Raw genomic sequence first — 25790 nt, 5'->3', positions numbered from 1 at the left:
GAGCCCGGCAGCTCCATGAGCGGCAGGGCGCGAGTGAGCCCGGCGGCTCGATGCACGGGGGCGCGAGTGAGCCCGCCGGCTCCATGGACGGCAGGGCGCGGGTGAGCCCGGTGGGTCAGTGGGCGGCGGGTGCGGTCGTGTCGGCCCGGACCAGGTCGCGTATCGGCGGGACGGCGAGCAGGATCGCCGCCACGAGCACGCTCACCGCGCCGGCGGCCAGCAGGACGTGGCCGGCGCCCAGCGCCCCGGCCGCAGGGCCCGCGAGGGCCTGGCCGACCGGCATCATGGCCAGGGAGCCGGCCACCTCGTAGGCGTGGATGCGGTTGAGGACGTCGGCCGGCACCTGGGTCTGTACGGTGGTCGCCCACATCACGCCCCAGAACGACATCCCGGCACCGGCGAGCACGGCACCGGCCGCCATGGCCGCCGGCCCGAGGCCCGCCCCGACGGCCGCCGGGAAGCCGAAGAAGGCGAAGAGGGCGACGGCGCCCGCCCGGAGCATGCGGCGCGGACGCAGCCGCAGGGCGAGCAGGCCGCCGATCACCGTACCCACGCCGAGGGCCGAGTTGACCAGGCCGTAGGCGCCCGGCCCGTGGTGCCGTACGACCTCGGTGGCCACCAGCGGGACGGTCGGGCCCCATACGGCGATCATGTAGAGGCACCACACGGCGATCACACCCCACAGCCAGCTGCGGGAGCGGAACTCCCGCCAGCCGTCGGCGAGATCGGCGCGGAAGGCGCGCAGGGCGGAGCCGGGGGCGGCGCGGGGCCCGGCGGGGAGCGGCGGCAGCCGGAGCAGCAGCAGGCACAGCGCGCTGAGCGCGTAGGTGGCGGCGTGCGCGGCGAAGACACCGCCGGGCGAGGCGAGGCCGACCAGGACACCGGCGACGGCCGGGCCGGCGAGCTGGGCGGCGGACTCGGCGACCCGGATCGCGCCGTTCGCGCCCTGGACGTCGGCGGCCAGACGGGGCACGGTGCCGGCCACGCCCGGCTGGAAGACCGCGCCGGCCACGCCGTTGACGAAGCCGACGGCGCAGATCTGCCACAGCACCACGTGCCCGGTGAGGAACAGGCCCGCGGCGAGGGACTGGGTGCCGAGCCGGACCAGGTCGGCGCCGATCATCAGCCTGCGGGTGCTGAACCGGTCGGCGATGACCCCGCCGAACACCACGAGCCCGGCGAACGCGGCCGCCGTGGAGGCCATGGCGAGGCCGACCGCCCCCGCGCCGTACCCGTGCTCCAGCAGGCCGGCCGCGAGGGCGACGGGCAGCATGGTGTCACCCAGGCGGGCGACGGCCCGGGCCGTGAAGAACAGCGCGAACTCCCGCGACCAGACCGCCGGGGCACCGGTCGCCGCGTTCCCGCCCCTCCGGGCGGCGCTGCCGCGCCGCGTGTCCGTTCCGGTCATCCCGAGTGCTCCCCCCGTGTGCCCAGCGCCGCCCGCCGACGCGCGGGATCATGCCACTGCCGGCCGCACGCCCACCGGGATTTTCAGGACGCGGGCGGGAGCCCCACCTCGGGGTGGGCCTCCAGGAGCCGGGGCGGGGCGGCCTGGCGCCAGGAGTCGGCGAGGATGTCCCGCAGCTCCGCCTCGTCCTCCAGGGCGGCGAGTCTCGCTCGCACCCAGGCGAACTGGGCCTCGTGGTCGGCGATCCAGAACTTCTCCGGTTCGGCCAGCACCAGTTCGTCGCGCTCGTCCTTGGGACAGCGCACGGCGATGGACGTCTCGTCCTCGGGCAGGGTCGCGAACATCTTCCCGGCGACCCGGAACGTGGGCATGCTCCAGGCGATCTTCTCCGTGGTGTCCGGCAGGGACAGGGCGATTCGGCGTACGTCTTCTGCATCCGGCATGCCACGCAAGGTAGCCCCTGCCACCGACAGTCACCCTCGGAGCTGCTTGAAGTACAGCGTCGTCGGCCGCAGCTCGCCCGCCGGGCTCGCCGCGTAGCCCGGGATGGTGCCGGCCACGGTCCAGCCGGCCGAGCGGTACAGGTGCTCGGCGGGACTGCCGGTCTCGGTGTCGAGGTGGAGCAGGGTGCGGCCGTCGGCAGCGGCGGCCCGCTCGGCGGTGGCCAGGAGCCGGCGGCCCAGGCCCCGTCCCCGTGCCGTGCGGTGCACCATCAGCTTGACCAGCTCGGCGCGGTGCCGGCTGTTCGGCTTGCCGGGGAAGGCCAGGCTGACGGTGCCCGTCACCCGGTCCGTGGGGTCCAGGGCCGCCCAGACGGCGAGCCGGCCCGCCGTCGCGGCCTCCGCCTGCTCCCGCCACCAGGCGGCCGCCTCCGCGTGGCCGAGCGGTGCGAGGAAGCCGACGGAGGCGCCCGAGGCCACGGTGTCGGCCAGCAGCGCCGCGAGGTCGCCGGCCCGGTCGCGCACCCGGTCGCCGGTCCAGCGCTCCACCCTCACGGCCGTACCACCGCCAGGACGTAGCGGGCCTCGCCGGAGCCGGTGCAGCGGAACCGGGTCGCGCCGGTCACCCGCATCCGCAGACAGTCCCCCGCGTCGAGCCGGTGGACCCGGTCCCCGACGGTCACCTCCAGGGCGCCCGCCAGCAGCCACAGGTGCTGCTCCAGGCCGGGCACGGGCGGGCGGTCGTAGGCGAGGTCCGCGCCCGGGGTGAGGCGGCCCTCGACCAGTTCGCCGCGCAGTCCGGTGTGCGGCGGCGACACCGACCGGCGCACGAAGCCGGAGGCGCGGTCCTGCCACACCTGTTGCTCGGCGGCCCGGACCAGCGGGGCCGGCGCCGCCTCGACCTCGCTCAGCAGCTGGGACATGGTGCGGCCGTAGACGTGGCAGAGCCGGTTCAGCAGGGCGGCGGTGGGGCTGGTCTCGGCGCGCTCCGCGCGCGAAAGGGTGGACCGGCTGACTCCGCTGCGCTCCGCCAACTCGTCCAGGGACCAGCCGTGCTGGGCGCGCAGTTCGGCCAGCCGAGTGCCGATGAGGAGATCGACGTGATCCTCGTTTCTCATATCCGGGACGCTATCCCGGATATGAGACAGCGCGGTTACGGGAACCTCACGCGTGCGCCGCCTCGCCGAGCGCCTCCAGCACCGGGCGGATCAGCGGGTGCCCCTCGGCACCCCGGCGGACGGCGGCGAACACCCGGCGGGTCGGGGCGACGCCGTCGACGGGCCGTACGACCACACCGGCGAGGTCCATGCCACGCAGCGCGGAACGCGGTACGAGCGCCACGCCGGCGTCGGCCGAGGCCAGGGCGACGACGGCGCGGAAGTCGTCGGAGGAGTGTTCGAGGCGGGGCTGGAAGCCGGCGCTCTCACAGGCGAGGACGACCACGTCGTGGCAAGGGTTGCCGGGGTACGGGCCGATCCACGGGTCCTTGGCCAGCTCGGCGAGGGGCACCTCGGGGGCGTCCGCCAGGCGGTGCCCCACCGGTACGACGGCGTCGAACGGCTCGGCGTAGAGCGGCACGTGGGTCAGGCGGGGGTCGTCGGCGGGCGGCGCGCCCCGGTACTCGACGGCGACCGCGACATCGACCTGCCGGTCCAGCACCATGGGCAGGCTGGCGTCGCCCTCCGCGTCCTGCACGCGGATCCTTATGCCGGGCGCGGAGTGGGCGAGGCGGGCCACCGCCGGGGCCACGACCTGGGCGATGCCGGTCGCGAAGGCCGCCACGGTGACCGTGCCCGCCTCGCCGGAGCCGTAGGCGGCCAGCTCGGCCTCGGCCCGCTCCAGCTGGGCGAGGACCGCGTTGGTGTGGCCGAGCAGGATCTCGCCGGCCGGGGTGAGCCGCACGCCCTTGGCGCCACGCTCGACCAGGCGGTGGCCGGTCTCCTGCTCCAGCGCCGTCAGCTGCTGGGAGACGGCGGAGGGGGTGAGGTAGAGCGCGGCGGCTGCCGCGGTGACCGTGCGGTGGTCGGCCACCGCACGGAGGATGTGGAGCCGCCGTGCTTCGATCATGACCTCAATTATCCCAGGTCATCGGTCCGGTCAGCCCGCCAGGGCGGCGCGCGCCGCGATGAACGCGTCGACCGCGCGGTTGACGTCGTCCGTGGAGTGCGCGGCGGACAGCTGGACGCGGATGCGGGCCTGGCCCTGCGGGACGACCGGGTAGGAGAAGCCGATCACGTAGACCCCGCGCTCCAGCAGCAGTTCGGCCATGCGGGCCGCCTCGGCCGCGTCGCCGATCATGACGGGGGCGATGGCGTGGTCGCCGGGGAGGACGTCGAAGCCCTCCTCGGTCATCCGGCGGCGGAAGAGGGCCGTGTTCTCGGCGAGGCGGACGCGCAGGTCGTCGGCCGACTCCAGCAGGTCGAGGACCTTGAGGGAGGCCGCGGCGATGACCGGGGCGAGCGTGTTGGAGAACAGGTACGGGCGGGAGCGCTGGCGCAGCAGGGCGACGATCTCGGCGCGCGCGGCGACGTAGCCGCCGGAGGCGCCGCCCAGGGCCTTGCCGAGGGTGCCGGTGATGATGTCGACCCGGTCCATGACGCCGTGCAGTTCGGGCGTGCCCCGGCCGGTGGGGCCGACGAAGCCGACGGCGTGCGAGTCGTCGACCATGACCATCGCGTCGTAGCGGTCGGCGAGGTCGCAGATCTCCGCGAGGGGCGCCACGTAGCCGTCCATGGAGAAGACGCCGTCGGTGACGATCAGGCGGCGCCGGGCGTCGGAGGCCTCCTTGAGCTTGGCCTCCAGGTCGGCCAGGTCGCGGTTGGCGTAGCGGAAGCGGCGGGCCTTGGACAGCCGGATGCCGTCGATGATGGAGGCGTGGTTGAGGGCGTCGGAGATCACCGCGTCCTCCTCGCCCAGCAGGGTCTCGAAGACACCGCCGTTGGCGTCGAAGCAGGAGGAGTACAGGATCGTGTCCTCCTGGCCGAGGAAGGCCGAGAGCCGTGCCTCCAGTTCCTTGTGCACCTCCTGGGTGCCGCAGATGAAGCGGACGGAGGCCATGCCGTAGCCCCAGCGGTCCAGCGCGGCGTGGGCGGCGGCGATCACCTCGGGGTGATCGGCGAGGCCCAGGTAGTTGTTGGCGCAGAAGTTGAGGACCTCGCCGGGGCGGCCGCCGGCCGAGACGTTGACGGTCGCGGACTGCGGGGTGTCGATGACCCGCTCGGGCTTGTGCAGGCCGGCGGCGCGGATCTCGTCGAGGGTGGCGCGCAGGTCCTCACGGACGGTGTCGAACATGGGGGCTCTCCTGAAGGTGCTTGCGGGTGAAGGGAGTCACGCGGTCCAGTCGAGGATGACCTTGCCGCCGGTGCCGCTCGCCGCGTCGGCGAAGGCCGCCTCGAAGTCGCGGTAGCCGTACCGGCCGGTGATCACCGGGGCGAGGTCCAGGCCGCCCTCCAGCAGCACCGACATCGCGTACCAGGTCTCGAACATCTCACGGCCGTAGATGCCCTTGATGGTGATCATCGACGTGACGATCCGGGCCCAGTCGACCGGGAACTCCTGGGCGGGCAGGCCGAGCATGGCGATCCGGCCGCCGTGCGTCATGTTGGCGATCATGTCCCGCATGGCCTCGGGGCGGCCGGACATCTCCAGACCGATGTCGAAGCCCTCGCGCAGCCCCAGCTCACGCTGCCCCTCGGCGATCGTCGTCTCGGCGACGTTCAGGGCGAGGCTGGCTCCTGTCTTGCGGGCCAGCTCCAGGCGCTCCTCGCTGACGTCGGTGATGACGACGTTGCGGGCGCCCGCGTGCCGGGCCACGGCGGCGGCCATCAGGCCGATCGGGCCGGCACCGGTGATCAGCACGTCCTCGCCGACCAGCGGGAAGGAGAGCGCGGTGTGCACGGCGTTGCCGAACGGGTCGAAGATCGCGGCGACGTCGAGATCGACGGGGACCCGGTGCACCCAGACGTTGGACGCGGGCAGGGCGACGTACTCGGCGAACGCGCCGTCGCGGCCGACGCCGAGGCCGACGGTGGCCCGGCACAGGTGGCGGCGGCCGGCCAGGCAGTTGCGGCACTTGCCGCACACCAGGTGGCCCTCGCCGCTGACCCGGTCGCCGATGCGGATGTCGGTCACGTCCCGGCCGGTCTCGACGACCTGCCCGACGAACTCGTGGCCGAGCACGAGGGGCGTGCGGATCGTCTGCCGGGCCCAGCCGTCCCAGGCCCGGATGTGCAGGTCCGTGCCGCAGATACCGGTCCGCATGACCTTGATCAGGACGTCACCGGGGCCGATGGCGGGCTCCGGGACGTCCGTCAGCCAGAGTCCCGGCTCCGCCTTCTCCTTGACGAGCGCCTTCAACGCTAGGGCTCCTGTGGGTGAGGCCCGGCCCACGGGCATGCCGAAGAAGCCCGCACCGGGTCAGAGGGGTGGAATCACCCTGCAATCTGCCGTATGCGCGGGCCATGGTCCATCGAGCTTTTCTTAACCGGCGCCTCAGCTTTCCTACACGCCCTCCCGGCGTGTCAGATCGGCAGACCGTCCTCCGCGCTGCGTTCCAGGCGTACGACGAGGTCGGCGGCGAGCGCTTTGATGGCTTCCAGCCCCGGCCTGCCCCAGGCGCGGGGCGCGGTGTCGGCGGCACACACGGTGCCGAGCGCCATGCCGGAGCTGTCGATGAGCGGGGCGCCGAGATAGGAGCGGATGCCGTACTCGTCGACGACCGGGTTGCCCGCGAACCGGGGATAGTCGCGGACGTCCTCCAGGACGAGTGCCTTGCGGCGGACGACCACATGGGGGCAGAAACCATGGTCCCGGGGCAGCACCCGGCCGATCGCGGCCCTGCTGCCGTCGTCCCGGACGACCGGTGCGGTGGCGGGGGCGCTCAGGCCCGCGAAGAACTGGTGGTCCTCGCCGATGAAGTTGACCATGGCGTAGAGCGCGCCGGTGAGCTGGGCGAGGTGGCCGGCGAAGGTGTCGAGCACGGGATCGGGCCGGTCCGCCAGGCCGAGTCGGCGCAGCCGGTGGACGCGGGCGGGGGCCTCCTTGTCCTCGGGGGTGAGCAGCAGGCCCCGGACCGGCCGGGGCGGCTCGTAGCTCATGGCCGGACTCCGTCGCGGTGGGCGTAACTCATATAGCGGCTCCGTGGGCGGTAGGGCGGGATCACATGTGGGCGCCGTGGCTGGGCGCGGTCGCCGGCGCGTGGGCGAGGAGGTGGCGTACGAGGACGAGCAGGGTCTGGACGCCGGAGCTGGAGATCCGGGCGTCACAGGGCACCACGGGGATCTCCGGATCGAGATCGATGGCGGCGCGTACCTCCTCGGGGTCGTAGCGGTGGGCGCCGTCGAACTCGTTGACCGCGACGATGAAGGCGAGCCCGCGCTCCTCGAAGAAGTCCACGGCGGCGAAGCAGTCCTGCAGGCGCCGGGTGTCGGCGAGGATCACCGCGCCGAGCGCGCCCTCGGACAGCTCGTCCCACATGAACCAGAACCGCTCCTGCCCGGGCGTGCCGAACAGGTACAGCACGTGTTCCGGGTCGAGGGTGATGCGGCCGAAGTCCATGGCGACCGTGGTCTCCATCTTGTTCTCGACGCCGTCGAGACTGTCCTTGCCGACACTGACCGTGGTGAGCAGCTCCTCCGTGCTGAGCGGCGCGATCTCGCTGACCGCACCGACGAAGGTGGTCTTGCCGACCCCGAACCCGCCCGCGACCAGGATCTTGAGCGCGGTCGGGAACGGGTCAGAGCTGTCGTCGTAGTCCATCGAGCACTGCCTCCAGCAGGGACCGGTCGGTGGGAGTGTGGTGGTACGCGGGCGGCTTGGTGGTCAGCGCACCGCAGTCGACCAGGTCCGACAGGAGCACCTTGGTGACCACGGCGGGCAGCTTCAGCTGGGCGGCGACCTCGGCGACGGAGACGGGCGCGCGGCACAGGTCGAGTGCCTGGGCGTGCTCGGGGCCGAGGTAGCCGAGCGGGGTGACGCCCGTGGCCATCACCTGCGACATCAGGTCGAGGGCGATGCTGGGCTTCGTGCGGCCGTTGCTGACCGTGAACGGCCGCACCAGCCGCCCGGCCGCGTCGTCCAGCCAGGGCCCCTCGCCGGCTGCGGCCACGCTCAAGGCCTCGTCGCCGGGGATTCGACGGCGTGCTGCCGGGGAGCGGTCACCAGGTACGGGCGGACGCTCTTGACCAGCATCGCCATCTCGTAGCCGAGCACCGCCGCGTCGGCCTCGCGGCCGGCCAGCACGGCGAGGCAGGTGCCGGAGCCGGCGGTGGTCACGAACAGCAGCGTCGAGTCGAGTTCGACGACGACCTGGCGGACCTCTCCGCCGTCGCCGAACCGCACGCCCGCGCTGCGGCCGAGGGAGTACAGGCCGGAGGCCAGGGCCGCCATGTGGTCGGCGCTGTCGGCGTCCAGGCCGTGCACGGACTTCACCAGCCCGTCGCAGGACAGGAGCACCGCGCTGGAGGTGTGCGGTACGCGCTGCACGAGGCCGCTCAGCAGCCAGTCGAGGTCGGATGCGGGGACGGTCGGCGCGTCGCTCGCCATGGTGGATCGACTCCTTGGGGTACGAAGATCTGCGGGAGCGCTGGGGGTGGGGGTACGGCGTGGAGGTGCGGGGGCGGTCATCCGGCCGGGGCGCTCCCCTCGGACCGGCCGGTGCCGCGGCCACCGTCGCCCGCGGGCGCGGGGGCGTGTGCTGGAGGTATGGGCGCCGGGGGCATGTCTTCTCGGGACATGGGGTCCGGGGCTGTGTGGTGCGCGGCCGTGTGGTGCAGGGCCATGTGCTCTGGAGCTGTGTGGTCCGGGGCCCGGTTGGGCCGGGACATGTGGTCTGGAGCCATGTGGTCCGGGGCCGTGTGGTGTGGGGCCATGAGAGGCCGGGCCGGTTGGTCCGGGGCTGCGGCGTCCGCGCGCGTGTAGTCCGGGCCCGTGTGGTCGGGGCCCGGCATGTAGTCCACGCCCGTGTGGCCGGAGCCCACGTGAGTGGCCCCCGTGTCGTCGGGTCCCATGTGGTCGGACCCCATGTGCCCCGATCCCCCGTGGTACGGGCCGCTGTGGGGGGCGCCGACGTGTTCCGGGCCGCTGGCGTGGTCGGGACGTACGCGGGCCGGCTGGGTGGAGTCGGGCGCGGCGGCCGGGAGGTGGGTGCCATCCATGTGGGCGGCGTCCATGTGGGACGAGCCCAGCTGCCCGTACTCCGGCTTCCCGTCCAGCCGCGGTGTCCCGTACTCCGGGGTCCGGTATTCGGACGACGCCCCGTACTCCGGCCGCGACTGTTCCGGCTCCAGGCTCTGCTGGGCCTCGGCGAGTCCGATCCCGCGCTGGAAGGCGGCCATCAGACCGGGGTCGTGGCCGGGGACGGCGTCGGAGTCCTGACGGGGTGCGGGGCCGCCGCGCAGCTGGGGCACGATGTGCTCCTGGGCGCGCCGACGGGGCAGCTGGGGCTTGTCCATGGTGCCGCGCACCGTGCCGACGCGCGGCGTGGGCAGCACGCCCGCGTGCGTCTCCACCACCGCCCGGTCCCCGGCGTTGACGCCCGGCACCGCCTCGGCGGGGGTGGGCCGCGTCTCCCGGGCGCCGCGCACGGGCAGCGGGGCAGGGGCGGCTCCGTGCCGCCCGTGCCCGTCGCCGTCGGCCCCGCGCCGCCCGGATCCGCGCTGGGCGTGCCGCCGCCGTCCGGAGCCCGCCGCGGCCTCGGCACCGTCCCCGGCCCCGGCGCCGCCACCGGCCGCGGACGCACTCCCGGCCCCGGACACGCCCGTTCCCCAGGACACGCTTCCCGCCCCGGACGCCCCCCCGTTCCCCGATGCCTGCGCGGACGCCGGCACGGCCGCTCCTGTCTGCGGCGACGTCCCGGTGTCCGCCGTGGGCCGGCCCTGGGACTGCGGCTGCGGCTGCGGCTGCGGCTGCGGCTGCGGCTGCGGCTGCGGCTGCGGCTGCGGCTGCGGCTGCGGCATGGCTGTCCCGGCGCCCGTGCCCGGCACGCCCGGCGGGTTGCCCAACAGCGTCTGCGGGACGACGAGAACGGCCTGCACACCGCCGTAGATGTTGGTCTGCAGCCGCACATGGATGTGGTGCCGGCGGGCGAGCTGGGAGACGACGTAGAGGCCGATGCGGCCGTCGGCCAGCAGGCTGGCGACGTTGACCTGGTCGGGGTCGGCGAGCAGGGCGTTCATCCGGCTCTGTTCGCCGACGGGCATCCCCAGCCCGCGGTCCTCGACCTCCACGGCGAGCCCGGAGGTGACGAGGTTGGCGCGCAGCAGTACCTGGGTGTGCGGGGCGGAGAAGACGGTGGCGTTCTCGATGAGTTCGGCGAGCAGGTGGATGACGTCGGCGACGGCGTGGCCGCGCAGTTCGCCGTCGATGGGGGGCACGAGCTTGACCCGGGAGTACTGCTCGACCTCGGCGATGGCGGAGCGCAGCACCTCGGTCATGCTGACCGGGTTGCTCCACTGCCGGCGGGAGACCGCGCCGCCGAGCACCGCGAGGTTCTCGGCGTGGCGCCGGATCCGGGTGGCCAGGTGGTCCACGTGGAAGAGGCCCTTGAGCAGGTCGGGGTCCTCGATCTCGTTCTCCAGGTCGTCGAGGATCGAGATCTCCCGGTGCACGAGCGACTGGAGCCGGCGCGCGAGGTTGACGAACACCTCCAGCTTCTGTTCGCTGCCGGCCCGGCTGGAGAGCTGGGCGGCCCGGACGACGGCGGTGACGGCGCCGTCGTACGCGCGGGCCAGGTCGGCGGCGAGCAGTTCGAAGTCGTCGGCGTCCGCGGGCGGCCGGCGGAGCGGGCCGCGCTGCGGCGGGGTCTCGCCCTGACGGAGCGCGTCGACCAGGGCGTGCAGGTCGGCCTCGCCGCGCGCGGCGGTGCGGCGCAGCGCGTCGACGCGGTCGCCGACCGAGCGGGTGGCGCGGTCGGCGGCCACGGCGGCGATGAGGATCGCGGCGACGGCCACGGTGACGGCCCCGGCCAGCACGGCCCACAGGACGGGGCCGGTGCGGGCGCCGGTGGAGCGGATGCTGAAGAGGACCGCGGCGGTGGCGCTGAGCGCGACCGCGAGGGGCGGCAGGACGGCGAGCCGCATGAGCTGGGGCCGTATGTGGGTTTCGGGCAGTGCGGGAGCGGGTCGGGCGACCGGCCGCCCGTGCCGGCCGCCGCCCTCGCGGCGGTCGGCGCGGTTGGCCGGTGCTCGGAGGTGAGACATCTGCGTCCTCGTACTGTCCGTCGGGCCTGTGTCCTCGTGCGGTGCGCCGCGGGCATGCGTCGATGCGGGCGTGCGTCATCACGGCGTCGGCCGGCGGCACCGGCGGATCCGGCCGCGTCGCCCGACGGACACTCACAGTAGTTGCCTGAGCATCACGCGTGGTGGTCAGTTGACAAAGTCCCCCGAGGAGGGTCCCGCTCTGGTATGAGGTGTCGTACGAAAGTCCGATGACCCGCGTGGAGCACGCGGTCGCATCCTCGACAGAAATGATCCGACCTGCTCATAAGCGGTCGCGTACGGAACAGGCATCGGATCCCCCGGGGCACCCCGAGCAATTCGTTCGGGCACCGTCACGCCCTCCCGGCTCCCCGCCGGGACACCCCCAGGGCCCGCTCCGACCACCCTGCCCGCAGAGCCGACTGTCACCCAACGTAGCTGCTTTGGCCTTGACCGGGGTGAGGAGCGGACTGCGGTTCGAGGCGCCCGCCGGAGCGGGCGCCTCGGACCTCCCATGCGACCCGGTCAGGTGAGTGCCGCGAGGCAGAACCGGACGAGTCCGGCGTCGACGTCCAGGATGATCCGCTTCATCTCGTCCCAGGGCGGGTGGAAGCCGCCGGACGCGTCGCCCCACTCGACGGTGAAGCCGAGGATCCTGCCCTTGTGCTCGTCGACGATGTGCCGCGAGTAGGCGTAGTCGTCGCTGGTGCCGCTGGTGGGATACAGCTGGTAGCCGGACATCGGACGGTAGGTACGGCCGCGTACGCCGTGCAGCGCCGCGCAGAACTGCTCGGCGAGCACCATGGAGTCGTCGGCGTCGGCCTTCGCGAGGTACTCCGCGTAGGAGTCCGTGCCACGGCCGCGCCGGTGGTCGTAGGCGGGGTTGAGGAAGTTCTGGGACGGGTCGTCGGACTGGCTCTCGTCGTCGCCCCAGACGGTCAGCATGTCCTCGGAGTAGCTGTGCACGTCGACGAACCAGCGGGTGCGCGGATATGTGTCGAAGAGCCATCGGACGTTGCGGGTCTCGGGTTCGGAGAAGGGCCGGGGCCCCTGGTACACGAGGTCGCCGGGGTCGGAGGAGACGCGCGGTGCCGCGGCGGGGTCGAAGGCGGTTGCGAAGTCGAACAGGAAGTCGTAGTTGCGGTTGATGTCGACGCCGATGCGGTCCGGATCGCCGCCGGACTGTGCCGGGTTGCGGTTCTTGCGCCACATCGGCTCGACGGTCTGGCTGTAGTGCCGGCCGTCGGGATTGACCAGCGGGAAGACCACGAGGTCCAGTTCGCGCAGGAGCTTGCGGACGTCGTCGGCGGTGAAGCGGGTCCCGCCGTAGACGAGTCCGGTGCCGGCGCCGTACGCCTCCAGCAGGTCTGCGGCGAGGCCCACCAGGATCTCGCAGCTGCCCCATTCCCGGGCGTGCACACCGCCGATCAGCACGGCGCAGTCGTTGCTCCCGCCCGGACCGGTTCCGATCCGCAGCGCGTGGCAGGCGCGTCCCTCGACCGAGGGCTCGGGCAGGTCGATCAGCTCGCACGTGCCCGGGAAGGCGGTGGCCAGGCTGGTCACGGCGGACTCGACCTCGGTGACGTTCAGGTACGTCATGGCGTTCCTCCCGGCGCCCTAGACCTTGTCGGCCGGCCCGTGAGGCACCGCGTCGGCGGGGGCGAAGCGGTCGCCGTGGCCGACCTCGGCCTGGCGGTCGCGTCCCGCGGCCGTCGCGTCCTCGACCAGGGTGACCGACACGCCTTCACGTTCGAGGACTTCGGCCTGTTCGGGGGATACGTAGGCCTCGATGGTGCAGCTGCCGTCGTCGGCGCGGCGGGCGAGCCCTCCGACGTCGGGACGGGTTTCGCGCAGGAGCGCGCGCAGGGTTTCGACGTCCCGGGCGGTGACACGCACGCGCAGGACGGTCCGTGGGGTGCTGGACATGACGGCTTCTTCCGTGCGGGAGACGCACGCTACGGCACTTTATGCCGGATATGTACGCTGTATCTTCAGGGTGCTCCGCGGCCGTAGAAGGCGTCAAGTGGGGCCTCGGGCAGGCCGCTCAGCAGGCTGTCCAGACCCTGCGTCAGCTCGCGTTCGTCGTCGTACTCGGCGAAGTGCGGGACGAGGGCGCGCAGCCGCGGGTGGTCCGCGGCGGACAGCCGGTGCAGCCCCAGGCGCAGCATCGGGTCCGGCTCCTCGGGGTTGTCCACGATCTGGCGCTTGTCCACGAGCAGACAGCCCAGGGTCCAGGCGACGAAGGTGCGGTGGATCGTGAGCGCGGTGGGGTCGTCGAATCCGGCGCGGGCGAGGACGGCGAACACGTGCTCGGTGAGCTGGAGCCAGGGCTCGGGCCGCCGGGCCACGGGGACGGCGAGCGGGCGGACGGCCACCACGGGCAGCACCTCGGGATGGGCGTGCACGGCACCGGCGAACGCCCGCGCGATGCGCCGCAGTTCGGCCCGCCAGGGCGGTTCGGCGGAGGCGGTGGCCGGGTCGGCGCCCACCTGTCCGGCCGAGGTCCGCAGCCGTTCGTTGACCTCGGCGAAGAAGGCCTCCACCAGGCCGTCGAGCAGTCCTTCCTTGCCGTCGGTGTACCGGTAGAGAGCCATCGGCTCCACTCCCAGGTCCGCCGCCAGGCGGCGCATGGTCAGGGCCGCCAGCCCCTCCCGGTCCACGAGGGCGACGGCCGCGGCGAGCACCACGGGACGGCTCAGGCGCCGCCGCCTCTCCGGTTTGCCGCGCTCCGCCATGGCCGCACTCCGCGCCCCACTCCGGGTACACCGTACATTTCATTCATAATCGTACGTTTTATCCGCGAAACGCGCGTGTTCCCGCGGCGGGGTCAGTCCGAGCGGTCGCCGGTGGCGCGGGCGGGCGGCTCCGCAACGAAGGCGCCGACCGAGCGCCAGGTGCGCCGGAGCTCCCCCGACACGCCCCGCCACCACGCCTCGGCGGGCAGCTTGCCGGCCGGTTCGAAGGGCTCGCCCGGCCGGGGCAGAGCCACCGCCTGGCCGGCCTCCTCGGCGGCCTCCTTCGTCCACTCCCCCGGCTCGGCCCAGGGGTGCGGGGCGAGGTTGAAGGTGCCCCAGTGGATCGGCAGCAGCACGCCGTGCGGCGCCCCGCCCTGCAGGTCGAGGTGGGCGCGCAGGCCCTCCTCGGGGGTCATGTGGATGTCGGGCCAGAACTCGCTGTACGCGCCGATCTGGATCATCGTGGCGTCGAACGGGCCGTGCGCGGCGCCGATGTCCTTGAAGCCCTCGAAGTAGCCGGTGTCACCGCTGTGGTAGATCCGGTGCTCGTCGCCGGCGACGGTCCAGGACGCCCAGAGCGTGTGCTGGGTGTTGCGCAGTCCGCGGCCGCAGAAGTGCCGGGCCGGGGTGGCGGTGAGGGTCAGACCGCCGACCTTCGTGGACTCGTGCCAGTCCAGCTCGCGCAGCCGGTCCGCCGGGACACCCCAGTGCTCCAGGTGGGCGCCGACGCCGAGCGGCACGGCGAACAGGGTGTCCGTGCCCGCCAGCGCCTTGATGCTGGGCAGGTCCAGGTGGTCGTAGTGGTCGTGGGAGATGACGACGACGTCGACCGGGCCGAGCGCGGCCAGCGGCAGCGGCACCGGGTGCAGCCGCTTGGGCCCGGCGAAGGGGAACGGGGAGCAGCGCTCGCCCCAGACGGGGTCGAACAGGACGCGGTGACCGTCGATTTCGGCGAGCACGCTGGAGTGACCCATCCAGGTCAGCCGCAGTCCCGTCGCGGGCGGTCCGGCCAGGTCGGCGAAGGTGGTGGGGTGCACCGGGACGGTGCCCTTGGGGGCGCGCAACGGCCGGGTGTCCTTGTCCAGGAAGACCTTCGCGAGGTCCACGGTGGAGCCGGACGGGCGGGTACGGGCGGGGCCGCCGGGGTTCTGGAAGACACCGTTCCTGAAGTGGGGCGAGCGGCGGATGCGTGCCAGGCGCTCACCGCCCGGGTCCGCGCCGAAGGCCGCGGGCCGCAGCGCGCGGAGCCCGGAGCTCGGAGAACGCAAACCGGTCACGGTACCTCCCGGTGGAGTGGGTGAGGCCCTCCATTATGGTCGGCTCATCCGGCGGTCCCGGTAGGCAGGGGTACGCCGGACCGATGCCGGGGGCCGGCTCCGCGCCCGTCGGGCCGTCGAGGCCCGGAGGTCGCCGTCAACTCCTGGGCGGACGGCCGGTGATGGGCGTCCCTGTTCCGTGACACCGGTACGGAGACCGGCGGAGCGGGATCGTTTGCGACCGGTAGCGCTCACTTGCGATCGACTACGACTAGGGTGAGCGCGTGGCAAGAGTGCGGTTGAGCGTGGCCGAGCGGCGGGAGGAGCTGCTGCGGGCGGCCATCGGGCAGATCGAGGCGCGGGGCGTGGCGGCGGTGCGGATCGCCGACGTGGCCGCGGCCCTCGGTGTGAGCAACGCGCTGGTGCTGTACCACTTCTCCACCAAGGAGAAGCTGGTCGCCGACGCGTTCGCGTACGCGGCCGAGGACGACCTCGCACACCTGCGCAAGGTGGTGGGCCGGCGGACCACCGCGCTGCGCCGGCTGCGGGCCGCGGTGCGCTGGTACGCGCCGACCGGGCAGGCCAAGGGCTGGCGGCTGTGGATCGAGGGCTGGGCCGTGGCCCTGCGCGAGCCCGCTCTGCGCGAGGTCACCCGGGAGCTGGACAAGCAGTGGAAGGCGGCGATCGCCGAGGTCATCGCCGAGGGCGTCGCCGCCGGTGAGTTCGCGTGCGCGGACCCGGCCGGCGCGGCACTGCGGCTGACCGCGCTGCTGGACGGCCTGGCGGTACAGCTGACGTCGTACCCGGGCGCGGTGGCGCGCTCCCGCGCACAGGAGTGGGTGGACGACGCCCTCGCCCGGGAACTGGGCCTGGACCGGAAGACGTTGACCGAACAGGCACGGTGACCGAGGGGCACGGTGACCAACGGGCGCGATGCGCACGGCGGGCACGGTGACCACGCAGGCACGATAGGCGCACGGGCACGGTGGAGCGCACGGGCACGGTGACCACGCAGGCACGATGCGCAGGGCGGGCACGGTGACCACGCAGGCACGATGGGCGCATGGGCACGGTGGAGCGCACGGGCACGGTGACCACGCAGGCACGATGCGCAGGGCGGGCACGGTGACCACGCAGGCACGATGGGCGCACGGGCACGGTGACCGAGCGGGCCGCACCCCGCACACCGCCCCGCATCCCACCGGCCGCGCATCCCACCCGCCCCGGACCACTGGCCCGGCCACGCCCCGCCGACCCCGGCAGGCGGCAGGGCGCGGTGTGCCGGTCAGGCCACCGAGGCGATGCGCATCTTGATGTCGTCCGGGGAGAGGGTGCCCTTGGCGGTGACATGGTCGCCGGAGGACTCGCCGCGCAGGCGGCGGCCGATCCAGGGGACGAGGTACTCGCGGGCCCAGTGGACGTCGTCGCGGCGGATGTCCAGCGTGCCCCGGGGCGGCAGCGGCGGCCACGGCTGCTCCGGGTCGGCCGGGACGTCCAGGCCGAGAGCCTGTCCGGCGCGCAGCGCCACGCGCGTGTGGCCCTCGGGCGACAGGTGCAGCCGGTCGTTGTCCCAGGCCCTGCGCTCCTGCACGGACTTCAGGGACCACAGGTCGAGGACGGGACAGCCGTACCGGTCGGCGATGGCCCGGACGTGCCCGTTGTAGGTGGCGATCTTGCCGCGCAGATGCTTCAGCACGGGCACGCCCCGGGTGTCGAAGCCGGTCGCCACCAGCACGGTTCCCGCGGCCTCGGTCAGCCGGGCCACGGCGCGTTCGAAGCGCTCGGCGACCTCGTCCGGGTCGGTGCCCGGGCGGATGATGTCGTTGCCGCCCGCGCAGAAGGAGACCAGGTCGGGGGCGAGTTCGACGGCCTTGGGAAGCTGGTCGGCCACGATCTGGTCCAGCAGCTTCCCGCGCACGGCGAGGTTGGTGTACTGGAAGTCCCCCTCGGGGCGCCGGTCGGCGAGCAGTACCGCGAACCGGTCGGCCCAGCCCACGAACGCCCCGTCGGGGCCGGGGTCGCCCACGCCCTCGGTGAAGCTGTCCCCCACCGCCACGTACGACCCGATCACTGATGCGTTGTCATTCTTCGAATCGTCTGCCACGTCGGACCATGATTCACCTTCCGATGTGACCTACGCGACCGTAGGCCGGGGTTGACGAACGGTGAGATGAGCCACTCTTAAATAATTTGCCAAGCCAGGAATAGGCGGTGCCGGACAGTCGGACGACGGGGGTCAGCCGACGGGGACGCCGTGCGCGCGAAGGTAGGCGACCGGGTCCACGTCCGATCCGTAGTCCGGCGTGGTGCGGATCTCGAAGTGCAGGTGCGGGCCGGTGACGTTGCCGGTGGCGCCGGACAGGCCGACCTGCCGGCCCGCGGTCACGGTCTGGCCGGCCGAGACGGAGAGCTGCGAGAGGTGGGCGTACTGGGCGTAGTGGCCGTCGTTGAGCTTGAGGACGACCTGGTTGCCGTACGCGCCGCCCCAGCCGGCGGAGACGACGGTGCCCGCGGCGACGGCCTTGAGGGGGGTGCCGGTCGGGACGACGAAGTCGACGCCGGTGTGGTAGCCGCTGGACCACATGCTGCCGGCGACGTGGTAGCCGGTGCCGATGGTGGCGCCGGCCACCGGCAGGGTGTAGCCGGCGGAGGCGGTCTGCGCGGTGCCGGACCCGGCCGGCTGGGCGGGCTTCGGGGCGGCCGGCCGGGCGGGCTTCGGGGTGGCGGACTCGGTGCGGGCCGGCGCGGCCTGCGTGCCGAGGCTGAGCTTCAGGCCCGGGTGAATGAGCGCCGGGTCGGCGCCGATGGCCTGCCGGTTGTCGTCGTAGAGCCGCTGCCAGCCGCCGCTGACGTGCTGCTCCTCGGCGATCCTGGCGAGGCAGTCGCCGCCGCGCACGGTGTAGGTGCGCACGCCCGCCTCCGGCTGGGCGGCGGTCTTGCCTGCCGTCTCCGGGAGGGACCGCACGGCCGCTTCGGACACGGACTGCGCGGGGGTCGCGGCGTGCGCCCCGGTGGCCCCGACGAGCGGGAGGGCGAGGGCGGCGCCACCGGTACCGGCGGCGGCGAGGGAGCGGGAAAAACGCGGGGTCTTGGGGCGTCGGTGCTTACCCTTGGCGGGCATGGCGCTGTTCCTCTCCGGCGCCTGCGAGGTCAGCTGTCGGGTTCGGGCTGGAGCTGCCCGGCCGTGCGCGCACGGCTGCACCCCTAGCCTGTCGCGGAGACCGGGACAGGCAGTCGTACCTGGTGGGTCCCCCGCTCCTGCCGTCACGGGTCATGAGTGGGGAGTCCGGACGGCGGCAGGATTCGGCGTTCCGTCCGGTTGGGTGGCGAACGTAAGCGAGTGGAACGCACGGAAACAAGCATCCGCCTTCGACCGTGGGGTGTTCGGGGTGATCGGATGCGGGAATGCGCGGTCACCCTCCGTGAATTCCCGCACCCTTCACTCTGTCAATTCCCTGCTCCCGCACCATCATTACGTGGACATGACCCGCGACGCTCGGTCACGGATATGACGCTCCTCACGCAGACGCCCCAGGCCCCCTTATTACATACCGACTTGGAATGAACGTATCGATTCGGACAGATAGCTCAGATGCGGCGCAGTCGGATGACCGTCGCGTCCAAGTCGCCCTTCAGTGCGGTGTGCAGCCCGTGGTGCAGCAGCACGGCACCTCGATGCACTTCGCCCGTTTCACGGCATTCGTACGAAGCTGTCGGGTCGAGCCCGCGCAGCCGCACCGCCGGGACCGGCTCGCCGTGGTGCTGCGCCTGGAGCCAGGCGAGGACGACGGTCTCCTCGCCCCGGAGGTACTGCACGGCACCCAGGCCGCCCGCCGGGGGACGCAGCCGGTACAGCTCGCCGTGCTGTACGACCGGGCGGATCTCCTTGTACAGCTCCGCCCACCGCCGGGCCTCGGCCAGCTCCTGCGCGCTCCACTCCGTCAGGTCTCCGCCCACCCCGAGCACGCCCGCCATGGCACTGACGAACCGGAACCGCAGTGAGCTGACCCGCCCGTTGAGCTGGGTGTTGGGGCTGTCGGTGACCCAGGCCGCCATCACGCGCGCGGGATGGATCTGGGTGAACCCGTGCTGGATGGCGAGCCGGTCCAGCGGGTCGGTGTTGTCGGAGGTCCACACCTGGTCGGTGCGGCCGAGCACGCCGAGGTCGATCCGGCCGCCGCCGCCCGAGCAGGATTCGAAGGCGACCCCCGGATGGGCCGCCCGCAGCCGGTCCAGCAGGGCGTACAGGGCGCGGACGTGGTCCACCCACAGGCGCTGCGGGTACGGCTCCCCGGGCCAGCCGGCGTCGGTGAAGCAGCGGTTGAAGTCCCACTTCACATAGTCGATCGGGGCGCTGGACAGCAGGGTGTGCAGCCGCTCCCACAGGTACTCCTGCACGTCCTCGCGTGCGAGGTTGAGAACGAGCTGGTTGCGCAGTTCCGTCCGCTTACGTCCCGGTTGGTACTGCACCCAGTCGGGGTGGGCGCGGTACAGGTCGCTGTCGGGGTTGACCATCTCGGGCTCGACCCAGATGCCGAACCGCATGCCCAGGCCGTGCACCTGGTCGGCGAGGGGCTTGAGGCCGTGCGGGAAGCGGTCGGGATTGGGCGTCCAGTCGCCGAGGCCCGCGCGGTCGCTGGTGCGGGCGCCGAACCAGCCGTCGTCGACGACGAACAGCTCGATGCCGATCTCGGCGGCCCGGCGGGCGAGCGCGAGCTGCTGCTCCTCGGAGATGTCGAAGAAGGTGGCCTCCCAGGAGTTGAACAGCACGGGCCGGTCCCGGTCGGCGTCCGGGATGACGTAGGCGCGCTGGTAGGCGTGCCAGGCGCGGCTCGCGCCGCCGAAGCCGCCGTCGCTCCACAGGCCCGCGAAGACCGGGCTGGTGTACGACTCCCCGGGCGCGAGGAGCAGCAGGCCCGAGTCGTCGTGGCCGGCACCGCCGGTGATCTGCACGCGCGCGTCAGGGAGTTGGGCGACCGCGATGCGCCAGGAGCCGGACCAGCCGAGCGCGCAGCCGTAGACCTCGCCGCGCTCCTCGGTGGCGTCGGTGTCGAGGGCGACCCAGGGCAGGTGCTGGTGGCCGGTGTGACCGCGGCGACTGCCGATGACCTTCTCGCCGTAGGTGAGGGGGGCGGCGGTGAGCCGGGACTCGGCGGCCCAGCGGCCGTGCAGCTGGGACAGCCGCCAGCCCTCGCGGTCGGGCAGCGTCCAGGTGGCCGCGTCGGCCCGCAGCAGCTCCACGCGCGTGTGGCCGCCGTTCACGACGGTCACCCAGCGCTCGACCACGTCGCCGCGCATCCGGTAGTGCAGCGTGATCCCCACGCCGTCGTCGTCGAAGCGCAGCCGCAGTTCGTCGCCCTCCGTGCCGTACGACACGAACCGCCACTCGGTGCCGCGCCGCTCCTCGGTCCGGACGGACAGGGCGGGGCGGACGAAGCGGGGTCCGCCCTCGACGGGGTATTCCTCGCGGCCGTCGAGCGGGGACTCGAAGGGCCAGTAGCCGGGCAGCGAGCGCACCGCGAGCGCCTCGGCGTCGACGAGCGCGATCCGCGGCCCCCAGTGGAGGTGCAGCAGCTCGTCCGCGTCGGTGAGATGCAGCGCATAACTGCTGTTGGGGCCCGACAGGAGCCAGGTACGACCGTTTTCGGCGATGTCCACCATCGAGACCTCACAAGTGCCAACAGATCCGCGCAAGTGCAAACATCATCAGGTGCGCGCACCCCACTGGCAATGCCTGTGGACAACTCATTGCCTGAGGAAATCGATGCCGTATGGTCGACTGAGCGCCCGCCGACGAGCCGCGACGGCGGCGACCGACCGGGAGGAGCCCCCGTGACGCAGCAGGTCCCGTCGACCGAGCCGGAGCTGGCCGGAGTGCGCAATTTCCGCGATGTGGGCGGGCTGCCGACCGTGGACGGACGGCGGGTGCGTCACGGGGTCCTCTTCCGCAGCGGCCATCTCGCGCACGCGACGCAGGAGGACGCGGCCTTCCTCGCCTCCCTGGGCCTGCACACGGTCTTCGACTTCCGCAACGCGGCCGACCAGAAGCTGGAGGGCCCCGACGTCGAGCTGCCCGGCGTGCGGTACGTGAACCTGCCGCTGAGCGACCCGGCGGACGGCGCCGCGTTCTGGAAGATGGTCCGCGAGGGCGACCTCGACCAGCTGCGCGCGATCCTGGACGACGGCAAGGGCGCGGCGCGGATGATCGCCTCCTACCGGAAGATCGTCACCGAGCGCACGGCCGAGCACTCCCGTGTGCTGCACGCGCTCGCCGACGACAGCGTGCCCGCGCTGATGCACTGTGCGGCCGGCAAGGACCGCGCGGGCATCTCCGTGGCGGTGACGCTGCTCGCCGTGGGGGTGGAGCGGGACGCGATCCTCGCCGACTACCTGGAGTCGGCCGCCGGGCACCGGCGCTACAAGGTCCGCCGCAGCGGCAGCGCCGACACCGCGTACACCCCGGAGGTGATGGAGCTGCTCGACCCGCTATTCGACGCCCGCGCCGAGTACCTGGAGGCGGCCTTCACGAGCATCGAGCAGACCTGGGGCGACGTGGACACGTACCTGGCGCGGGGCCTGGGCTTCTCGGCCGAGTCCCGCGACCGGCTGCGCGAGCGCCTGCTGCACTGACCCGGGTACCGGGATCAGCCCTTGCCGCCCACCGCGAACAGCAGGTAGAGGAAGGCGGCCAGGACGTGCCCGAGGGCGATGTAGATGATCAGCCGGATCCACAGGGAACGGGGGAACTTCTCCTCGAAGTCGCTCATGGCAGCTCTCCGGTCGGCGCGCCCAGACACAGCGTGGCCGTGGGGCTCTGCAGCAGGGTGTGGACGAACAGCAGCTCCACGCCGTCGTGGTCCTCGGCGGCGAGGCGGTGCGGGGTGAGCGAGTCGAAGTGCGCGCTGTCACCGGGTCCGAGCAGGTGCGCGGTGTCGCCGAGCCGCAGCCGCAGCCGCCCGGTGAGGACGTAGAGCCACTCCTCGCCGGGGTGGACGCGCACGATGTCGCCCTGCGAGCCGTACGGCACCCGCACCCGCAGGGCCTGCATGCCGCGGCCGGGCGCGCCGGCCTGGACGTACGTCCAGCCGCCCGCCCGGGTCGGCTCCATGTCGGCGGCCCGCACGATCGCGTCCCGGTCGGCGACCGTCTCGCCGAGCAGCTCGGAGACGGTCGTACCGTAGATACGGGCGAGCGCGAGGAGCATCGGCAGCGACGGCTGGCGGTGTCCGGTCTCCAGGCGGGACAGATGGGCCGGCGAGAGCCCGGCGGCGCGGGCCGCGGCCTCCAGTGTGAGACCGGCGCGCCGGCGCAGGGAGCGCAGCTGCGGCGCGACGGCGGACAGGCCGTCGTCCGGGGCTGGGCCCGGCGCCGGCGCGGCGTCTGAGGCGTTCATGTCTCCATTGAGCCGCAGCCTTGCCCGTGGGGCAATTTTCTTGCCTCACAGGCAAAGATTCCCCAGTCCCGCCGCCGCGGTCAGCGGTTGGCCACCGCCTGCTTGATCAGGGTCTTGCCGAAGTCCCACATCAGGCCGCCGCCGCTGTGCGCGTCGTCCATCACGGCGGTGAAGGCCTCCACGAAGCGCTCCACGTCCGTCTCGTCGACGACCAGCGGCGGGATGAGCTTGATCACCTCCAGGTGGTCGCCGGAGACCTGGGTGAGGATCCGGTGCTTCTGCAGCAGCGGTACGACGACCATCTGCGCGAACAGGCCCTTGCGGGCCGCCTGCAGCATGGTCCAGCGGCTGCGCAGCTTCAGCGAGGACGGCTTGCCGAACTCGATGCCGATCATCAGGCCCCGGCCGCGGACGTCGGCGAGCAGCTCGTACGTGTCGATCAGCGCGGTGAGCCGGGACTTCAGCAGCTCGCCCGTCCGGCGCACGCCGGCCACGATCTGCTCGTTCTCCATGACCGACAGCACGGCGAGCCCGCACGCCATCGCCTGGGCGTTGGAGCCGAAGCTCGCCGAGTGCACCAGCACCCGGTCCATGGACGAGTAGACCTTCTTGAAGATCCACTCTTTGCCCAGGGTGGCGCCGACGGGCACATAGCCGCCGGACAGGGCCTTGGCCACGCACACCAGGTCGGGTTCGACACCGTCCTCGTGCTGGTAGGCGTAGAAGTCGCCGGTGCGGCCGAGGCCGGTCTGCACCTCGTCGGCGATGAGCAGCGCCTTGTGCCGGTGCAGCAGCTCCTGCGCGGCCCGCAGATAGCCGGGCGGCGCCTCGTGCACGCCCTTGCCCTGGATCGGCTCCACGATCAGCGCGGCGACGTCGCCCTTCTTCAACTCCCGGGCCAGGGCGTCGAGATCGCCGAGCGGCACGGCGGTGTCGGGCAGCAGCGGGGCGAACCCGTCGCGGAAGCCGCGCTCGCCGTTGACCGACAGGGAGCCGGTGGTCAGACCGTGGAAGGCGTGGTCGCAGTAGAGGACGCGTGGCCTGCCGGTGGCGTACCGGGCGAACTTCAGGGCCGTCTCGACCGCCTCGGTGCCGCTGTTGCCGAAGAACACCCGGTCCAGGTGCGGGCTGTGGGTCAGCAGCCGCTCGGCGAGCAGGCCGGGCAGCGGCTGGCAGTCGAAGCGGGTGAGGTCGGCGAGGTCCAGGTCCAGGACGTCGTGCAGCGCCTTGCGGACGACCGGGTGGTGGCGGCCCAGGCCCATCACCCCGAACCCGGCGAGCATGTCCAGGTAGTCGTTGCCCTCCGCGTCGAAGAAGTGGGCGCCCTCGGCGCGCTCGTAGACCTTGTCGAAGCCGATGGTGTGCAGCATCCGCGGCAGCTGCGGGTTGAGGTGCTTCGCGTGCAGCTCGTAGCGTTCGGCTCCGCGCTCGGCGAGCAGGGCGCCGAGGTCGAACTCGCTGGTCATTCACTCTCCTTGACGGTGCCGCCCACGTCCCCGACGGCCAGACTGCCACTGATCCGCCCGGCGATCTCCACCGGCGTGAGGCCGATGTCGGCCAGCACCTCGCTGCGTTTGGCGTGCGCGAGGAACTGCTCCGGGATCCCGAACCGCCGTACCGGCACGTCCACGTCGGCGTCTCCCAGAGCCAGCGCCACCGCCGAACCGACGCCCGCGGACCGGCTGTTGTCCTCGACCACGGCCACCAGGCGGTGCTCGGCCGCGAGTCCCGGCAGCGCGGGGTCGACCGGCTTCACCCAGCGCGGGTCCACCACGGTGCAGCCGATGCCGCGGGCCTCAAGCAGCTCGGCGGCCTGGAGGCACACGGAGGCCATCACGCCGACCGCCACCAGCAGCACCTCGGGGCGGCCGGCGCGGTGCAGCACGTCCATGCCGCCGAGCCGGTCGAGAGCCGGGACGCTCGGGCCGACGGACTCCTTCGGGAAGCGCACCAGGGTGGGGGCGTCGTCCACGGCGACCGCCTCGCGCAGCTGGGCGCGCAGCTGGCCGGCGTCGCGCGGCGCGGCGATCCGCAGGCCCGGGACGACCTGGAGGACGGACATGTCCCACATGCCGTTGTGCGAGGGTCCGTCGGTGCCGGTCACGCCGGCCCGGTCCAGGACGAAGGTGACCCCGCAGCGGTGCAGGGCGACGTCCATGAGCAGCTGGTCGAAGGCCCGGTTGAGGAAGGTGGCGTAGACGGCGACGACCGGGTGCAGCCCGCCGGTGGCGAGACCGGCCGCGGAGACGGCCGCGTGCTGCTCGGCGATCCCGACGTCCCACACCCGGTCCGGGAAGCGTTCGGCGAATCCGGCGAGACCCACCGGATGCAGCATGGCCGCCGTGATCGCCACGACGTCCTCGCGCTCCTCCCCGATCCGTACCATCTCCTCGCCGAACACCGAGGTCCAGGAGGGTCCGTTGGACGGGGCGAGCGGCTCGCAGGTCAGCGGGTCCATCACGCCGACGGTGTGGAAGTGGTCCTCCTCGTGCGCGAGGGCGGGCTCGTAGCCGCGGCCCTTCTCGGTGAGGCAGTGCACCAGGACGGGGCCGTGGAAACGTTTCGCGCGGCGCAGCGCGGACTCGACGGCCTGGATGTCGTGGCCGTCGATCGGACCGAGGTACTTCAGGCCCAGGTCCTCGAACATGCCCTGCGGGGCGAAGGCGTCCTTGAAGCCCTTCTTCGCGCCGTGCAGGGACTCGTACAGGGTGGTGCCGACGACCGGGGTGCGCTGGAGCACCTCCTTGCCCCAGGCGAGGACCTTCTCGTAGCCGTCGGTGGTGCGCAGGGTCGCCAGGTGGTTGGCGAGTCCGCCGATGGTGGGGGCGTAGGAGCGTTCGTTGTCGTTGACGACGATGATCAGCGGCCGGTCCCTGGCCGCGGCGATGTTGTTGAGCGCCTCCCAGGCCATGCCGCCGGTCAGCGCGCCGTCGCCGATGACCGCGACCACGTGGCCCTTCTCCCCCAGCACCTGGTGGGCCTTGGCGAGGCCGTCGGCCCAGCCCAGCGCGGTGGAGGCGTGGCTGTTCTCGATGACGTCGTGCTCGGACTCCTCGCGCGAGGGGTAGCCGGACAGCCCGCCCTTGCCGCGCAGCTTCGAGAAGTCCTGACGTCCGGTCAGCAGCTTGTGGACATAGCTCTGGTGGCCGGTGTCCCACAGGATGCGGTCGACCGGTGACTCGAAGACCCGGTGGAGCGCGATGGACAGTTCCACCACGCCCAGGTTGGGCCCGAGGTGACCGCCGGTCCTCGACACCGCGTGCACCAGGAACTCACGTATCTCCTCGGACAGTTCACCGAGTTCCGCCTCGGACAGCGCCTTCAGGTCGCGTGGTCCCCGGATGTTCTCCAGAATGGTCACGCT

The 25790-nt window shown here is 72.8% G+C and carries 25 protein-coding genes and 1 riboswitch; of the genes, 2 read left to right on the top strand and 23 right to left on the bottom strand.

Going from position 1 to position 25790, the window contains the following annotated elements; genetic code table 11:
- Nucleotides 1-115: 115 nt before the first annotated feature.
- The 16 genes from S1361_RS33455 to S1361_RS33380 all read right to left on the bottom strand — a co-directional run bounded on the left by S1361_RS33455 (nt 116) and on the right by S1361_RS33380 (nt 15054).
- Nucleotides 116-1408, bottom strand: a complete 1293-nt coding sequence (locus S1361_RS33455; RefSeq protein ID WP_208035611.1) for an MFS transporter — start codon at nt 1406-1408, stop codon at nt 116-118.
- Between the two features lie 83 nt (nt 1409-1491).
- On the bottom strand, nt 1492-1851 hold the full coding sequence (locus S1361_RS33450) for an MmcQ/YjbR family DNA-binding protein (protein WP_208035610.1): 360 nt from the start codon (nt 1849-1851) through the stop codon (nt 1492-1494).
- A 30-nt stretch (nt 1852-1881) separates the two neighbouring features.
- On the bottom strand, nt 1882-2397 hold the full coding sequence (locus S1361_RS33445; RefSeq protein WP_208035609.1) for a GNAT family N-acetyltransferase: 516 nt from the start codon (nt 2395-2397) through the stop codon (nt 1882-1884).
- Nucleotides 2398-2399: 2 nt separating this feature from the next.
- Nucleotides 2400-2966 carry a helix-turn-helix domain-containing protein gene (locus tag S1361_RS33440; protein ID WP_208035608.1) on the bottom strand — a complete coding sequence of 189 codons (567 nt, stop codon included), beginning with the start codon at nt 2964-2966 and terminating at the stop codon, nt 2400-2402.
- A gap of 46 nt (nt 2967-3012) precedes the next feature.
- Nucleotides 3013-3915, bottom strand: coding sequence for a LysR family transcriptional regulator (locus tag S1361_RS33435; protein WP_208035607.1), 903 nt, complete (start codon nt 3913-3915; stop codon nt 3013-3015).
- Nucleotides 3916-3945: 30 nt separating this feature from the next.
- The gene (locus tag S1361_RS33430; RefSeq protein WP_208035606.1) at nt 3946-5139 is read right to left on the bottom strand and encodes a glycine C-acetyltransferase; all 1194 of its coding nucleotides are present in this window, start codon (nt 5137-5139) and stop codon (nt 3946-3948) included.
- Nucleotides 5140-5175: 36 nt separating this feature from the next.
- A complete protein-coding gene (gene tdh / locus S1361_RS33425; RefSeq protein WP_208035605.1) occupies nt 5176-6204 on the bottom strand; it encodes an L-threonine 3-dehydrogenase in 1029 nt (342 codons plus the stop codon).
- Nucleotides 6205-6368: 164 nt separating this feature from the next.
- A complete protein-coding gene (locus S1361_RS33420) occupies nt 6369-6944 on the bottom strand; it encodes a GAF domain-containing protein (RefSeq protein WP_208035604.1) in 576 nt (191 codons plus the stop codon).
- A 61-nt stretch (nt 6945-7005) separates the two neighbouring features.
- Nucleotides 7006-7605, bottom strand: a complete 600-nt coding sequence (locus tag S1361_RS33415; RefSeq protein ID WP_208035603.1) for a GTP-binding protein — start codon at nt 7603-7605, stop codon at nt 7006-7008.
- A complete protein-coding gene (locus S1361_RS33410; RefSeq protein ID WP_208035602.1) occupies nt 7583-7954 on the bottom strand; it encodes a DUF742 domain-containing protein in 372 nt (123 codons plus the stop codon). The genes S1361_RS33415 and S1361_RS33410 overlap by 23 nt, the downstream gene beginning before the upstream one ends.
- 2 nt (nt 7955-7956) lie before the next feature.
- Nucleotides 7957-8391, bottom strand: coding sequence for a roadblock/LC7 domain-containing protein (locus S1361_RS33405; protein ID WP_208035601.1), 435 nt, complete (start codon nt 8389-8391; stop codon nt 7957-7959).
- A gap of 77 nt (nt 8392-8468) precedes the next feature.
- A complete protein-coding gene (locus S1361_RS33400; RefSeq protein WP_243769389.1) occupies nt 8469-11045 on the bottom strand; it encodes a sensor histidine kinase in 2577 nt (858 codons plus the stop codon).
- 522 nt (nt 11046-11567) lie between these two features.
- A complete protein-coding gene (locus S1361_RS33395) occupies nt 11568-12641 on the bottom strand; it encodes a M14 family metallopeptidase (RefSeq protein ID WP_208035600.1) in 1074 nt (357 codons plus the stop codon).
- Between the two features lie 18 nt (nt 12642-12659).
- Entirely contained in the window at nt 12660-12968 is a 309-nt protein-coding gene (locus S1361_RS33390) for a hypothetical protein (protein ID WP_208035599.1), read from the bottom strand.
- Nucleotides 12969-13033: 65 nt separating this feature from the next.
- On the bottom strand, nt 13034-13777 hold the full coding sequence (locus S1361_RS33385) for a TetR/AcrR family transcriptional regulator (RefSeq protein WP_208035598.1): 744 nt from the start codon (nt 13775-13777) through the stop codon (nt 13034-13036).
- A gap of 92 nt (nt 13778-13869) precedes the next feature.
- Nucleotides 13870-15054, bottom strand: coding sequence for an MBL fold metallo-hydrolase (locus S1361_RS33380; RefSeq protein WP_208035597.1), 1185 nt, complete (start codon nt 15052-15054; stop codon nt 13870-13872).
- 263 nt (nt 15055-15317) lie between these two features.
- Here S1361_RS33380 and S1361_RS33375 point away from each other — a divergent pair, with 263 nt between their 5' ends.
- Nucleotides 15318-15938: a TetR/AcrR family transcriptional regulator gene (locus S1361_RS33375; protein WP_208035596.1), complete on the top strand. Its 621-nt coding sequence runs from the start codon at nt 15318-15320 to the stop codon at nt 15936-15938.
- A gap of 380 nt (nt 15939-16318) precedes the next feature.
- Here the strand turns inward: S1361_RS33375 and S1361_RS33370 are convergent, their stop codons facing one another.
- The 3 genes from S1361_RS33370 to S1361_RS33360 form a co-directional block, all read right to left on the bottom strand.
- Nucleotides 16319-17104, bottom strand: coding sequence for an SGNH/GDSL hydrolase family protein (locus tag S1361_RS33370; RefSeq protein WP_208036879.1), 786 nt, complete (start codon nt 17102-17104; stop codon nt 16319-16321).
- A gap of 165 nt (nt 17105-17269) precedes the next feature.
- On the bottom strand, nt 17270-18154 hold the full coding sequence (locus tag S1361_RS33365) for a M23 family metallopeptidase (RefSeq protein WP_208035595.1): 885 nt from the start codon (nt 18152-18154) through the stop codon (nt 17270-17272).
- A 5-nt stretch (nt 18155-18159) separates the two neighbouring features.
- A riboswitch (cyclic di-AMP (ydaO/yuaA leader) is annotated at nt 18160-18352 on the bottom strand.
- A gap of 269 nt (nt 18353-18621) precedes the next feature.
- Nucleotides 18622-20694, bottom strand: a complete 2073-nt coding sequence (locus S1361_RS33360) for an alpha-galactosidase (RefSeq protein ID WP_208035594.1) — start codon at nt 20692-20694, stop codon at nt 18622-18624.
- 171 nt (nt 20695-20865) lie between these two features.
- On the opposite strand from S1361_RS33360, the gene S1361_RS33355 reads away from it, so the two are divergent.
- On the top strand, nt 20866-21663 hold the full coding sequence (locus S1361_RS33355; RefSeq protein WP_208035593.1) for a tyrosine-protein phosphatase: 798 nt from the start codon (nt 20866-20868) through the stop codon (nt 21661-21663).
- A gap of 14 nt (nt 21664-21677) precedes the next feature.
- Here S1361_RS33355 and S1361_RS33350 read toward each other — a convergent pair whose 3' ends face one another.
- The 4 genes from S1361_RS33350 to dxs form a co-directional block, all read right to left on the bottom strand.
- Entirely contained in the window at nt 21678-21800 is a 123-nt protein-coding gene (locus S1361_RS33350; protein WP_208035592.1) for a DUF6126 family protein, read from the bottom strand.
- On the bottom strand, nt 21797-22426 hold the full coding sequence (locus S1361_RS33345; protein WP_208035591.1) for a helix-turn-helix domain-containing protein: 630 nt from the start codon (nt 22424-22426) through the stop codon (nt 21797-21799). The genes S1361_RS33350 and S1361_RS33345 overlap by 4 nt, the downstream gene beginning before the upstream one ends.
- Nucleotides 22427-22506: 80 nt before the next feature.
- The gene (locus tag S1361_RS33340) at nt 22507-23892 is read right to left on the bottom strand and encodes an aspartate aminotransferase family protein (RefSeq protein WP_208035590.1); all 1386 of its coding nucleotides are present in this window, start codon (nt 23890-23892) and stop codon (nt 22507-22509) included.
- The gene (gene dxs / locus S1361_RS33335; RefSeq protein WP_208035589.1) at nt 23889-25787 is read right to left on the bottom strand and encodes a 1-deoxy-D-xylulose-5-phosphate synthase; all 1899 of its coding nucleotides are present in this window, start codon (nt 25785-25787) and stop codon (nt 23889-23891) included. Before dxs ends, S1361_RS33340 begins: the two co-directional genes overlap by 4 nt.
- Nucleotides 25788-25790 lie beyond the last annotated feature (3 nt).

It is taken from the genome of Streptomyces cyanogenus, assembly GCF_017526105.1.
Classification (GTDB): Bacteria; Actinomycetota; Actinomycetes; order Streptomycetales; family Streptomycetaceae; genus Streptomyces; species Streptomyces cyanogenus.
Note: the sequence above shows the minus strand (reverse complement) of the source record. Positions and strands in the feature narration are given on the sequence as shown.